The sequence below is a fragment of the Acinetobacter sp. SFB genome (genome assembly GCF_001647545.1).
GTDB lineage: Bacteria > Pseudomonadota > Gammaproteobacteria > Pseudomonadales > Moraxellaceae > Acinetobacter.
Genome location: NZ_LSZH01000011.1, coordinates 542,112 through 555,347 on the forward strand (window position 1 = coordinate 542,112; position 13,236 = coordinate 555,347).

The window sequence follows — 13,236 nt, forward strand, 5'->3', positions numbered from 1 at the left end:
GCATCTATCTGGAAAAAAGCGCTGAAAATTTTAAAGCACTCAATATTTTGAAATCCTTTTGTTTGTAAATTTAGATGAGTGGTCATGGAATAAGTTGCGTGTCAAATGATCCTCTGTATAGAATAAAAAATAGTGACATTGATGTCTGATAATTAAAGCAAATGAATGGATGCAGTGCAGAAATTCAATATTTATTTTCTTGAAAAATAAAAATAAGGCAAGATGGAGGAAGGGATATGAATTCCATGATCCAAATGGACTCGGAAGTACAAGAATCAAACACGAGTTTTGGCTTTTTTGATCTTTACCATAGAAACAGTTTTAAACAACCTGCACGTACAACGTGGATCAAGGGCTGGAAAATTGAATATATGGCGATTACTCAACCTGAAACGATTCACAACACTCCAATCGTCATTGTTGGCGGGGCATTTCAAAATTTTAACTCTTATAAATATTGTGTTGAACAATTGCTGAGTGCAGGTCCGATTATCCTCATTGATTTACCTTCTATGGGTGCCAATCAGCAAATTACCAATCGTGATACAGGGGTTTCCGCAGGAACTTTGGAATTGCCAGATTTGGCACGTATGCTCGGTGAATGGCTGGATATAGAAAATTTGTCCAAAGTTTCAGTCATGGGGATGTCTTTAGGTTCAGTAGTGGCTTCAGGCTTGGCTCATCAACGCCCTGAATTGATTGACCGGATGATTCTGATGGGCGTGATGCAAAAAACCCGTAAAAGCTGGCGTATGTTGCTGGAAGAATCTTTGCATTTAATGAAAGAACAGCGTATGGATGAGTTTGGTCAAGCGGTGATTTTGTATTTGGTCAATCATGCCAAAATGGATAAAACCCGCATGTCACCGACTGCAAAACGTTTATTCTTTAAACAGATGGCTGAATTTACTGCAACCGAGCAAGATCGCTATGAAATTAACTGTAGTCGATTATTGCGTTTAACCGATGTCCCTATTCCGCAATGTAAAGTCCTGGTCGCATGTGGGCAATATGACAGTTTTACCTTGCCGCATGAAAATGCAAATTTTGCCTTGCAATGTCCCGACATGGAATTTGCAATGATTGCCAATGCAGATCATGTGCCGCAATTACAGCGCCGTAAGGAAACCATGAGTTTGTTTGCAACTTTTTTGCAGGGTCAATCGATTGATCAGGTGGAAGGGATTATTTCAATGACACGGGCGCAGTTGTTGACTTTGGAACGTCGCGGTGAAGAACGGATTGCGGTACAAAGCCCAATGACTGTATTGACTCATCGTCATTCAGCATTGCAACTGCCTACTCATATTATTGATCTAAACTTCTTTGGGGTTTTACTTGAGTTTGCTGAAGGCTTAACTAAAAAAGCTGAACAATATCCGCGTGATTTGGCTTTGCATTTGGAAGATGATGAAGGTCAGTTTAAAATTGAATGTTTAATATTTTCAGTCGACTCAACACAAATCCGTGCCCTATTTAAACATGGCAGTTTCGAGGTGGCAGACCGTTTATTGCGTTATGTACAACGACAAAAAGAAGCGATGCTGGTACTGGAATCAGTCAGTTAAGTGCTTCCTTGCCAAAATGAAAACAGCGTTATTCAACGCTGTTTTTTTTTGCTCGCATGGATCATCCAAACCAAATCACCCAAGTGTTCATCGCTAGGTAATTGGTGGTTTTTCTGATTCTGAAAATACTGCTGAGGTTGAACAACTGTGGTCTGTTCAAAACCGGCTTGCTGGAAAAAATCTTGCGCTTGTTGAGGGTTGATGAAATGGAAACTAAATGCGCTACGCGACATCCATTTCAGTAACTTGCTGCTGGCCCAAATGAAATTGGCTAATTTATTTTTGACTGGTTCCGGGTAAACATCGGTCAGATAATGCAATTCTTTGAAGTCCTGACCATAATGGATAATTGCTTGCAGCAATTGCAATAGCATGTCTTTGTTAAAGTAGTTAATTAGTCCTTCACTAATCACCACCAATGGGCGAGTTGGGTCAAATACCTGAAATGCCTGTGCAAAATCTGCCGTGAATAAATCAACTGATAAAACCTCAGGGCTATTCACATCAATTTGTTTCAAGGCTTGAGTTTTGACTTTTGCCATAGCGGGTAAATCGAGTTCACGATAATTAATGTTGGGATACTTTTGTCGAAAGTTCCAACCGCGTGGTGATAAGCCACTGGCGATTTCAAGGACCTGTAAATCTGGATGTTGCTCAATTAATTGCGTGAGATGCTGATCAATCATACTGTGACGCTGTTTCAGCGTGGTACGCATACTGCCACCGACAAATTTTTCAGCCCAACTTTCTAAAGGATGTACCAGTTTGGCGAGCATTTTGCCTTTAGAAGTTGCAAAAACGGGATGTGAAATTCCCATGGTGTACCAAATATAGCCGGTATAATGCGCAGTAAATGAAATGTGGCGATGTTCTGAAAGCGGTTGTGTCATGTCATCCTGACCTTTTATGTTTTTGTAGTTTTAAATAGAGAAGTCATTGTTTGATAGGTTTCTCATATGACTGATTCATATCCTTTAAGAATGAAGATCAGCACATATGTACAGCAAGTCTATAACTTTATTTTTGATTATCATAAAGAAAAAGGAACACCTTGTCGTGTTCCTTCTGTCGTATTAATTAAATGAATTTTTAAAGTTTTCGATCGTATCGCGAACTTTTTGCCATTCAGTACCCAATTCTAGTGTTTCGCCAACCGTAAGTTCAGGAATTTTTCCACGCATACGCTCTAAACGCTCCTGATTGGGTAAAGGTAAGTCACAAATTCCATCTAAAGCAGTACACGCTGCCGCGCGGTCGTTACAGACCAAGCCCATGTCGCAGCCGGCTTTGAGTGCAGCCTGAATGCGGGCATCAGCACCACCGGCTACACAGGCAGCTTGCATGGTTAAGTCGTCTGAGAAAAGCACGCCATCAAAGTTCAACTCTTGACGTAATATGGTTTGAATCCAGTATGGCGAGAAACCGGCAGGGTTAGGGTCGACCTGATCGTAAATCACATGCGCTGGCATGAGCGCATCCAGTTGCGGCATGAGCTGAATAAAGGTCTGCATATCCTTATTGTAGATTTCGTCATAAGAACGTGAATCTACTGGCGCTGCCACATGCGAATCCGCTTTGACTGAACCGTGACCTGGAAAGTGTTTACCGGTATTGGCCATGCCCGCACGTTTCATGCCTTTTAAAAATGCACTTGCCAGCGGGACAATATCTTGAATATTTTTGGCAAAGCTACGATCACCTATTACATCGCTGACATCATTTAAGTCCAAGACTGGGGCAAAGCTAAAGTCGATACCCACAGCCAGAACTTCAGTTGCCATCAGCCAACCACATTGCTCAGCCAAATCAACCGCCTGTTCAGGTTCAGTTAAATACAGTTCACCTAAAAGACCCATGGCAGGAAGCAGGGTAAAGCCCTGTTTTAAGCGTTGTACACGCCCGCCTTCCTGATCCACCGCAATTAAAATGTCGGGTCTGATGCGACGCATATGATCGGTTAAAGCACGAACTTGTTGTGGTGATTTTATATTTCGCGAAAATAAAATCATGCCACCTACTTGCGGTGTTCGTAATAGTTCAATATCTTCTTGAGTAAGTTCTGTGCCAGCGATGTCTAGCATCAATGCGCCAATCATATCGGTGTCCGTGTTGGAATTTTATAAAGAAAAAACAATACCCGAATTCTGCAATGATTTGCTACATTTTGACAGTACAGAATATGATAAAACTACACGTCATACACATATTAAGTTGTTTAAGATTTTGAATATACTGCATTCATGTTGAAAAACGACGTTGCAATATTGGTCAAAGACCAAGGAATTACGAATTATTTATGAAACTTCAAACATTAGCTTGTGCAGTTGCAATTGCGACTGGCGGATTTTTCTTTTCTCATGTAGTGAACGAGGCCATTGCAGCTAATGATACAGTTGCAGTTTCTCAATCTATCCAACCCACGCAAGAACAAGCGCTGGTATCACGCCAGTTGGCGACCTTGGTTGACCGTCAGCATTACCTAAATCAGCGCTTAGATGCAGCGACCTCCAATCGAATTCTTGATTTTTATCTCGATAGCCTGGATGCAGATCATTCATTATTTTTAGCACCTGAAGTTGAACAATATAAGAAAAAGTATGGTGCAAATTTTGGTGCTGCGCTAAAAGCAGGGGATTTGTCGGGTCCATATTTAATTCATGCCCAATATCGTGAACGTTTAAAACAGTTTTATGAGTTCATGTTGGCTGAATTGAAAAAACCGCAAAACTTGAAACAAACCAATGTTTATATTGATACCGATCGGGAAAAAGCGCCTTATTTCAAATCTGCAGCAGAGCAACATGCACATTGGCAAAAAATGTTGGTGTCGCAGCTGATTAACTTAAACATTAGTAAAGAAGAAGAGGCTGCAAAGCAGAAAGCACTCAAAGACAATCCTGCTTTAGCCAATGGTCAGGACTTAACGAGTCCTGAAGATTTAACTCCAGTGCAAACTTTGACCAAGCGCTATACCCGTCAGCTTGAACGCATTAGCCGTGTTAAAAGTGATGATGTCTTGGACAAAACTTTAAATGCGATGATGTTAACCTATGATCCGCACAGTAACTATTTTCCGCCTGTCGATGCGATGGAATTAAACCGTCAAACCACCTTGCAATTAGAGGGGATTGGGGTTTCGATTCGTCCGGAACGCGGTAATGAAGATTACACCAAGATTGAAACCATTGTTGAAGGTGGGCCGGCCAGTAAATCCGGTCAGATTAAATCGGGTGATCGCATTATTGGTGTAGCACAAGACGGCGATAAAATGGTCGATGTTGTGGGTTGGGCAAGTAACGAGGTAGTGGGTTTAATCCGCGGTAAACGTGGAACCAAGGTCAGCCTGCGTTTACTCGGTCCTGGTGCATCCATGAGTCAGGCGCGTACCGTAAGTCTGGTTCGTGACGTGATTCAGGAAGAAGATGCAGGTGTACGTTCTCGTACCGTGGATATTAAGCGTGATGGTAAAAACTACACTTTTGGTGTGATTGAAATTCCATCGTTCTATTTAAACTATCGCGCGCGCCGTGCAGGCACAGATTATCGTTCGGTTTCTGAAGATACCAACAATGCTTTAAAAGCATTGGCTGCGAAAAATGTGTCCGGGATTATTATTGATTTACGTAACAATCCAGGCGGTTCACTTGAAGAAGTGGCTCGCATGTTGGGTCAAGTGATTAAGTCAGGTCCCGTGGTGCAAATTCGTGATGGCAATGGCAATGTCAGCGTGTTTGAAGATAACGATGGCGGTGCGCAAACCTATGCAGGCCCACTTGCAGTCATGGTCAACTTGGCATCAGCATCAGCCAGTGAAATTTATTCTGCTGCCATTCAGGACTATGAACGCGGTATCGTGATTGGTAGTACAACCACCGGTAAGGGTACAGCGCAAGTTCAACTGGATACTCTGGCGCATGGTCAGGCGACTTTAACACAACGTAAGTTCTATCGCGTGACGGGTGGTAGTACTCAAAATAAAGGCGTAGTGCCGGATATTAAACTGGTGGATATCTACAACGAAGAATTTGGTGAGCGTAAAGCCAAGAATGCCTTGAAATGGGATACCATTCCAACTGCTCCATTTAAGCGTGAAGGTTCTGTACAACCCTATGTACAAAATCTGGCTCAAATGTCGCAACAGCGCGTAGTGGTCGATCCGCAATTTAAGTATTTAGAAGAACGCAAAGCGATTGCCAAAAAAACCGAAGAGCAGAAGCGTGTAGTTCTTGATATTGATCAGCGTAAAGCCGAGTTGAATGCGCTGGAACAAAAAACTTTAGAGGCAGAGAATCAGCGTCGTGCAGTGACAGGTCAAAAGCCGTATCCTAATTGGGAAAGTTACCAAGCGTCTATGGATGCATTGATTGAGTCACGTTCAAAAATGAAGGCAACGCAACGTCCGGCTTTACCTGAGGAAGAAGTTTTTGTCACTGAGTCTGCCAATATCTTATTGGATTATGCGAAATTACAATCGGGTAAAGCGACTGCAAACTAAGCTGACTCATTACACGTTACTTTTTTAAATATCCAAAAAACCAGTCAGTTCGTCTGACTGGTTTTTTATTTGTCTATGTATCGCTGCTTTTAAAATTAATCATCCCTTTTAAAGAAGGTAGATAGATATACAACAAGATGTAATGCATCCGATTGGACTTTTGGTCGTCATTGGCAACCAGATTTTTTATTAGCGCTGAATTTTATGCAGAAACATGCAATGCCCTGAACCACAAGAAATATGACCGGTGTAGGGATAATGAATAAAAGTTTGATCTATCTTTCTATAATTAAATAAAAAAATTAGTAATAAAAATGAATGGAGTAATAATCACTTGACCAAAATAGAATAGTATTAGATGCTTGTTTTAATTGACTGTTTTTTTATTCCTCTTTAATTGGCAAAAAGCTTCTGTGTAAGGATAAATGAGATTAATAAAGTGGATTAAAACAAGAAAGATAACCTATACGGAAGCTTGATATGGTTCATATACATTATGATTTTAGCCTCGTGATAGGTTCAGTTATTGTTGCAGTTTTGGCCTGCTATTTTGCAGTGTCGATTGAACAATCATTATTCCGTGGCTTACGTCAACAATATGAAAAAATTCTTCTTGTGATAAGTGGAGCTATGTGGGGTGCTGCAATTTGGTGTATGCACTTTGTGGGCATACTTGCTTGTCATTTACCTGCTGAATACTCTTTTGACTACGGCTTTACTTTTCTTTCTTATGTGATCGCATTTGTTGCTTCTACCTTTGCGGTCTGGCTGACGACCCGAGCAACTTTACCATTTTTACGCCTTGTTTTAGGTGCGGTACTGATGGGCTTGGGCATCGCTGGAATGCACTATACCGGAATGATGGGTTTAGTCATTGCTCAACATGAAATTTATTATCATCCGCTCTTAGCCCTTTTTTCAATTTTGATTGCCATAAGTGGTTCAGGTTTAACCTTTTGGCTGACCTTTAAATATAAAAAATCAGTACACAAGCTGCTGTATATTAAAGCCTTTATTGCTTTCATGATGGCACTTACCATTGTCGGCATGCACTATACCGGTATGTCCTCTGCCGCTTTTTATTCTATTGATGAGAATCAGCTAATTTCGAATTATAAAAATGGACAAGGATTAATTTTATTTAGCCTGGTTTTTGTAAGCAGTTTAATACTGGTGGCTGTATTTACCGTCGCGGTATTAGAACAACGCTTGGAAGCACGCAATAGACAGCTTTCTAAAGCCAAACGAGAGCTTGCCAATCAAGCAGTTCAGGATAATTTAACCAAATTGCCGAATCGTTTATTCTTGGCTGAATATTCACATTTGTTATTTACTGAACATCGTTACAGAGATGAAAAAATTGCATTTCTTTATATTGATTTAGATCGTTTTAAAGCAGTAAATGATGTATTTGGTCATCATGTGGGTGATCAATTGTTGGTTCAACTCTCTACACGCATTCAGCGCATACTAGAAAAAAAGGAAAAACTGCTTCGTATCGGTAGTGATGAATTTTTGATGGTGCTCGAAACAGCAAATATTGAAAAAGCGATTGAAAAATCGGAACAAGTATTGCGGCTGATCCAAGACAGTTTCTTAATTGCCGGTAAAGAGATTAATATTTCGAGCAGTATCGGAATTGCAATGTATCCAGACCATGGCAATAATTTACAAGATTTGCTGATCAATGCCGATGCTGCAATGTTGATGTCTAAATATCATGGCCGAAATACCTATTCGGTGTTTAATTACAGTGTGGATCAACAAGAAGCCAAAAGCCAAACCAAACTGATCAATGATTTGTATAAAGCGGTTGAAGAACAACAATTTATTCTATTTTATCAACCTAAATTTACCACCAAAAGCCATAAAATTTGTGGTGTGGAAGCGCTAATTCGCTGGAATCACCCAAGCTTGGGGCTGTTGACCCCGAATATGTTTATCGATGGTGCTGAAAAAACCGGACTGATTATTCAAATGGGTTATTGGGCACTCGAGCAAGCCTGTAAGCAGATTCAAATCTGGGAGCAAAATGGTTCAAATTATTTCCCGCTCGCCGTGAATTTATCGGCGGTGCAATTTGAACATAAGCATTTGTTTTCAACACTGGAGCGCTTATTTGATCAGTATCAAATTAATCCCAATCATTTAGCCATTGAAATTACTGAATCGACCGCGATGCATCATATTGATGCCAGTATTCGCAGTTTTGAGCGCCTACGTCAGATGGGCATTAAACTGGCGATTGATGATTTTGGAACAGGCCATTCCAGTTTCTTGTATTTAAAGAACTTACCAGTAGATGAATTGAAAATAGATCGAGAGTTTATTCGTGATCTGTCCGTCGGTTCAAAAGATGAAATGATTTTAGAAAGTATTATCCAATTAGCGATTAAACTGGGTTTGGTGGTTACCGCAGAAGGCGTGGAAACACCATCACAGGCTGATATCCTAACCCGTTTAGGTTGCCAGCAATTGCAAGGATATCTACTCGGAATGCCAGTGAAGGTTGATCGGTTGGAAGAGAGCAAATACGCGCTACCTATTTAAGATGGGTCAATTTTGAACAAGTTTAGTTCATTTCAAAAGTTGGATGATCTGCTACAATATCGGCAAATTTTTATATTGATCAGTTCTGATCTTTTACACTGCCATTCTGCAGTAGGTATCTTTCATGAGTTTTAAAGACGAATTAGCGGCACAGGTCGCGCAGCGACGGACGTTCGCGATTATTTCCCACCCCGATGCTGGTAAAACCACCATGACAGAAAAACTGTTGTTATGGGGTAAAGCAATTCAGGTTGCCGGGATGGTCAAAAGTCGCAAGTCAGACCGTGCTGCAACGTCTGACTGGATGGAAATGGAAAAAGAGCGTGGTATTTCCATCACTACATCGGTTATGCAGTTTCCTTTTAAAAAGCATGTGATTAACTTACTGGACACCCCGGGACATGAAGATTTCTCGGAAGATACTTACCGTACTTTAACTGCAGTTGACTCGGCACTGATGGTGATTGACGGTGCCAAAGGGGTGGAAGATCGTACCATTAAATTGATGGAAGTGTGTCGTATGCGCGACACACCGATTATTTCCTTCGTCAACAAAATGGACCGAGAAATCCGCGAGCCGTTAGAATTGCTTGATGAAATTGAAAACGTATTAAAAATCCGTTGTGTACCACTGACCTGGCCAATGGGAACAGGACGTGATTTTGCCGGTGTATTCAATCTGTTAGAAGAAAAATTTTACGTTTATAAAGCCGGTTTTGGTTCGACCATTACCGATATTGAAATCCGCGATGGTTATGACTATCCAGACTTGCGTGAAAAAGTCGGTGATCTCGCTTTTGCTGCTTTTGAAGAGTCGTTAGAGCTTGTTCAAATGGCCAATGATCCGATTGATCGTGAGCTGTTCTTGCAAGGTAAACAAACACCAGTTCTGTTTGGTACTGCTTTAGGTAACTTTGCGGTGGATCATGTTCTGGATGCTTTCATTAAATGGGCACCTGAACCGAAGGCGCATCCTACCAAAGAACGTATTGTAGAAGCGACTGAAGAAGGTTTCACCGGCTTCGTATTTAAAATTCAGGCCAATATGGATCCGAAACATCGTGACCGTATTGCCTTCATGCGGATCTGTTCAGGTAAGTATGAGAAAGGTTTAAAAATGAATCATGTCCGTCTGGGTAAAGATGTGCGTATTAGTGATGCATTAACTTTCTTGGCGGGTGAACGTGAACAGCTAGAAGAAGCGTGGCCTGGCGATATCATTGGTTTACACAACCACGGTACGATTCAAATCGGCGATGCTTTTTCATCGGGTGAAGATGTTCATTTTACCGGTATTCCGCACTTTGCGCCTGAAATGTTCCGTCGTGTACGTCTAAAAGATCCGCTCAAATCCAAGCAACTGCAAAAAGGTTTGAAAGAGCTTTCTGAAGAAGGTGCAACTCAGGTCTTTATGCCGCAAATCAGTAATGACTTGATTGTGGGTGCAGTCGGTGTACTTCAGTTTGAAGTGGTGGCATACCGCTTGAAAGAAGAGTACAAGGTTGATTGCGTTTATGAGCCGGTAAACATTAATACGGTTCGTTGGGTTTCATGTGATGACGAAAAGAAATTCAACGAATTTAAGAAAAAAGCCCATGACCAATTGTCGATTGATGGGGGTGGTCATTTGACTTACCTTGCGCCAAGTCGTGTGAACTTGCAGCTCATGCAGGAGCGTTATCCGGATATCCAATTCCGCGCTACACGTGAACACTAAACATAACGAAAAATAAAACAGCTTCTTTATGAAGCTGTTTTATTATGTAGAATCATTTAGATAGATATATTTATATAGATCAGTCACTTTAGAAAAAGAGTTGTAAGCATGAACGGGAAAATAGTGGGTGCATCAGTGATCATCATGGGTCTGATGCTGAGTGCTTGCGATGCTTCAAAAAAAGAACAACCAGATCAATCACATGAAAAGGCTGAATCTCTGGTAGTGAAAACTGAGAAAGCAGAGGTTTTACCCTATTTAAATATTCAAGAACAAGATGCCAAAATAGCTTTACCCTTTTGTGAAACCAAAAACTGTATTGATTTAAGTATTCAAACGGTACATACCGAAGATGCCTGGTTAAATGACTGGATTGCCAAAAGCCAAGCCGTGGTCATTCAAGATCAGATTGGACTTAAACAGGACATGAGTTTACAGCAGGCTATTAATGCGTATGTGAAAAAGTCGGATGCATGGCAAGCTGAATTTTCCAAAAATAAAGCCTATGAACTCTCGATGTATACACGAATTGCCTATCAGCGTAATCAATATGTCTTGATGCAATTAGGGGTGGATACCAATCAGGAAGGTATTAAAGTTAAAGAACGCTATTACTTTTTTGTGGCCGATCGCAAAAAACAGAAAGCAGTGACTATATTGGCGTTGATTGAGCCTAAGCAGCAAAACAGCATGAATAGCATTGTGCAGCAGGCTTATCAAAAGTGGTTAAAAGAACAAACAGTTGAAGTAAAGCAGAAGGCGCCGAAAAAACTGTCTTGGGGACAAGTGGACTGGTTCTTTGATCAAGAAGGAATTGGTTTACATTATCGTACCCATGAAATTGTTCAGGATGGTAAACAACTGGATATTTATTTAAGCAAAGAACAAACGCAACAGTTATTGAAAGTTGATGTGTATCAGCATATGTTCTAGTTATCTGTAGTAAATACAGGCATCTAACGGAAGTCAATTTACGAAATTAAAGTTATGGGTCAGATAATGGTAAAAAATAAAACAATATTTTCAATAACGGTGCTTGCCACAGCAATTGCATTAACAGCATGTCAACCTAAGCAAAGCGAACCTAAACAGGATCAAACGGCAGCATCGGAAGCGGTTCAAGCTGAAGCTTTAAAATTGGCAGGGGATTCAGAAAAATTAACTTTAGATTTACCTGAATGTGATGGCAATAGTTGTCCGGAAATTTCGATTGAACGTCTTTCCAGTAACCAAGCCTTTATTGATAACTTTATTGACCAGAAAATCCTAAAACAGCTGGATCAAATTTTGGATATTTCGCCAAAATTGTTGAAAGAAAATCAGCAGGTAACTACCGAAAATTTAAAAGATTCAAAAGCACAGGATCAAGCTGCTGAACAGGCAGCATTATTAGCAGTTGAAACGCCAAAGCAAAAACTAGAACAACAAGTTGCACCTTATTTAGAGAATTTCTTGTCTTTGGATAAAGAATTGAAGGCGTTAAGTGCCAATCATCAAATCAGTTTAATGATTAAGCCGAAAATCTTAAATGCAGACTTGCCTTTAGCGACTGTTGTTTTGAATTCAAGTAGTTATTTAGGAGGAGCACATGGTTCTTCGTCTCAGCGCTACTATAACTTTGACTTGGAAAAGAAAAAACAGGTTGAACTGAATGATATTTTAGCGCCAAATCAAAAAGCGGCTCTGGAAAAGAAAGCGCATGAAGTGTTTAAAACCTGGGTGATAGAATCTAAGTTAGCCAACAGTGTTGAAGAATATGAACAGGCATGGAAATTCACCTTATCGGATAATTTTTACTTATCTAGTCAAGGTTTGATTTTGCAATATGGTGAATATGAAATTGGCCCGTATGTGGTGGGATTGCCACGTTTGACCATTCCTTATGATCAATTGCAAACTGTGCTGAAGAAACAGTATTTACCTCCGGTTGAAGCACCAGCAAGTAGCGCTATGGAAAAGAAAGCTCAATCTTAATGTCTTATCCACTGTTTGATACCCACACCCATTTTGATGTTGCCGATTTTGATCCGGATCGGGAACAACTGGCCTATGCTGCAAAAGCAGTGGGGGTTGAACGTTTGATTTTGATTGGTTTTGTGCAATCTCGCTTTAAAGATTTAGTTCAAACCCAGCATTTTTTAAATCACTTGCCAGATGCACCAAAAAGCTATCTAGCTCCTGGGCTGCATCCTTTTTATATTGAACAGCATCAAAGCTCACACCTTATAGATTTAGAGCAACTTTTAAAAACTGAAGAATGTGTCGCGATTGGCGAAATTGGTTTAGATACTTTCTTAAAACAGCACAAGCAGGCAGAAATATTTAGAAAACAACAAGATTTTTTCTCTGCACAACTTGAATTGGCACAACAGTTTGATAAGCCTGTGTTATTACATATCCGTAAATCGCATGCCGAAACATTAGCTATCTTAAAGCAACATCAATTTAAAGGAGGCGGTATTGCGCATGCGTTTAGTGGTGGAGTAGAAGAAGCCAAAGCCTTTATTAAGCTTGGTTTTAAAATTGGTGTAACCGGGCAAATTACCAATCCGAATGCAAAAAAATTACATGCTGTGGTTCAGGAGGTGGGTGCTGAACATCTGGTTTTAGAAACCGATTGTCCAGATATGGCGCCATTATGCTGTCAAAGCTCAACAGAACACCGCACCCGAAATACCCCGGCCAATTTGCCTTATGTTTTAGCTGGACTGGCACAGTCCCTGCATCTTGAACCCGATAGTCTCGCCTTAAAATTATGGCAAAATTCACTAATTGCTTTAAAAATTAATATCTAAAAAATGATATGAAATAACCTTTTATCTATAAATATTCGTATTTCATTGCTGGGTTTGTTATGAATATAAGAGATTGAGTTACGCTGTTTTGTGGAATATTGCAAAGATCCA

At 40.4% G+C, this 13,236-nt stretch carries 9 protein-coding genes; 7 read left to right on the plus strand and 2 right to left on the minus strand.

Features of this window, described 5'->3' with window-relative positions:
- Window positions 1-236: 236 nt before the first annotated feature.
- Window positions 237-1,568, plus strand: a complete 1,332-nt coding sequence (locus AY606_RS07080; RefSeq protein WP_067866519.1) for an alpha/beta fold hydrolase — start codon at window positions 237-239, stop codon at window positions 1,566-1,568.
- Window positions 1,569-1,600: 32 nt separating this feature from the next.
- Here AY606_RS07080 and AY606_RS07085 read toward each other — a convergent pair whose 3' ends face one another.
- Together AY606_RS07085 and nagZ are read right to left on the minus strand one after the other, a co-directional pair.
- A complete protein-coding gene (locus AY606_RS07085) occupies window positions 1,601-2,458 on the minus strand; it encodes a class I SAM-dependent methyltransferase (protein ID WP_067866521.1) in 858 nt (285 codons plus the stop codon).
- A 183-nt stretch (window positions 2,459-2,641) separates the two neighbouring features.
- On the minus strand, window positions 2,642-3,664 hold the full coding sequence (nagZ, locus tag AY606_RS07090; protein WP_067866522.1) for a beta-N-acetylhexosaminidase: 1,023 nt from the start codon (window positions 3,662-3,664) through the stop codon (window positions 2,642-2,644).
- Between the two features lie 200 nt (window positions 3,665-3,864).
- Between nagZ and AY606_RS07095 the strand changes: the two genes are divergently transcribed.
- From AY606_RS07095 to AY606_RS07120, 6 genes are all read left to right on the plus strand, one after another.
- Window positions 3,865-6,063 (plus strand): carboxy terminal-processing peptidase, encoded by a 2,199-nt coding sequence (locus tag AY606_RS07095; protein WP_067866524.1) that lies wholly within the window; start codon window positions 3,865-3,867, stop codon window positions 6,061-6,063.
- Window positions 6,064-6,543: 480 nt separating this feature from the next.
- Window positions 6,544-8,613 carry a putative bifunctional diguanylate cyclase/phosphodiesterase gene (locus AY606_RS07100; protein ID WP_067866526.1) on the plus strand — a complete coding sequence of 690 codons (2,070 nt, stop codon included), beginning with the start codon at window positions 6,544-6,546 and terminating at the stop codon, window positions 8,611-8,613.
- 124 nt (window positions 8,614-8,737) lie between these two features.
- Window positions 8,738-10,330: a peptide chain release factor 3 gene (locus tag AY606_RS07105; RefSeq protein WP_067866528.1), complete on the plus strand. Its 1,593-nt coding sequence runs from the start codon at window positions 8,738-8,740 to the stop codon at window positions 10,328-10,330.
- 108 nt (window positions 10,331-10,438) lie between these two features.
- Window positions 10,439-11,263, plus strand: a complete 825-nt coding sequence (locus tag AY606_RS07110) for a hypothetical protein (RefSeq protein WP_067866530.1) — start codon at window positions 10,439-10,441, stop codon at window positions 11,261-11,263.
- Window positions 11,264-11,329: 66 nt separating this feature from the next.
- Complete coding sequence (locus tag AY606_RS07115; protein WP_067866532.1) at window positions 11,330-12,304, plus strand: RsiV family protein; 975 nt, start codon at window positions 11,330-11,332, stop codon at window positions 12,302-12,304.
- The gene (locus tag AY606_RS07120) at window positions 12,304-13,125 is read left to right on the plus strand and encodes a TatD family hydrolase (protein WP_067866534.1); all 822 of its coding nucleotides are present in this window, start codon (window positions 12,304-12,306) and stop codon (window positions 13,123-13,125) included. The genes AY606_RS07115 and AY606_RS07120 overlap by 1 nt, the downstream gene beginning before the upstream one ends.
- The last annotated feature ends 111 nt before the right edge of the window (window positions 13,126-13,236 follow it).

Excerpts from the sequence above, each read along its gene's own strand:
- AY606_RS07085 (WP_067866521.1), bottom strand. The coding sequence starts at position 2,458 with ATGACACAACCGCTTTCAGAACATCGCCACATTTCATTTACTGCGCAT.
- AY606_RS07080 (WP_067866519.1), top strand. The coding sequence starts at position 237 with ATGAATTCCATGATCCAAATGGACTCGGAAGTACAAGAATCAAACACG.
- AY606_RS07110 (WP_067866530.1), top strand. The coding sequence starts at position 10,439 with ATGAACGGGAAAATAGTGGGTGCATCAGTGATCATCATGGGTCTGATG.
- AY606_RS07105 (WP_067866528.1), top strand. The coding sequence starts at position 8,738 with ATGAGTTTTAAAGACGAATTAGCGGCACAGGTCGCGCAGCGACGGACG.
- AY606_RS07095 (WP_067866524.1), top strand. The coding sequence starts at position 3,865 with ATGAAACTTCAAACATTAGCTTGTGCAGTTGCAATTGCGACTGGCGGA.
- nagZ (WP_067866522.1), bottom strand. The coding sequence starts at position 3,664 with ATGATTGGCGCATTGATGCTAGACATCGCTGGCACAGAACTTACTCAA.
- AY606_RS07120 (WP_067866534.1), top strand. The coding sequence starts at position 12,304 with ATGTCTTATCCACTGTTTGATACCCACACCCATTTTGATGTTGCCGAT.
- AY606_RS07115 (WP_067866532.1), top strand. The coding sequence starts at position 11,330 with ATGGTAAAAAATAAAACAATATTTTCAATAACGGTGCTTGCCACAGCA.
- AY606_RS07100 (WP_067866526.1), top strand. The coding sequence starts at position 6,544 with ATGGTTCATATACATTATGATTTTAGCCTCGTGATAGGTTCAGTTATT.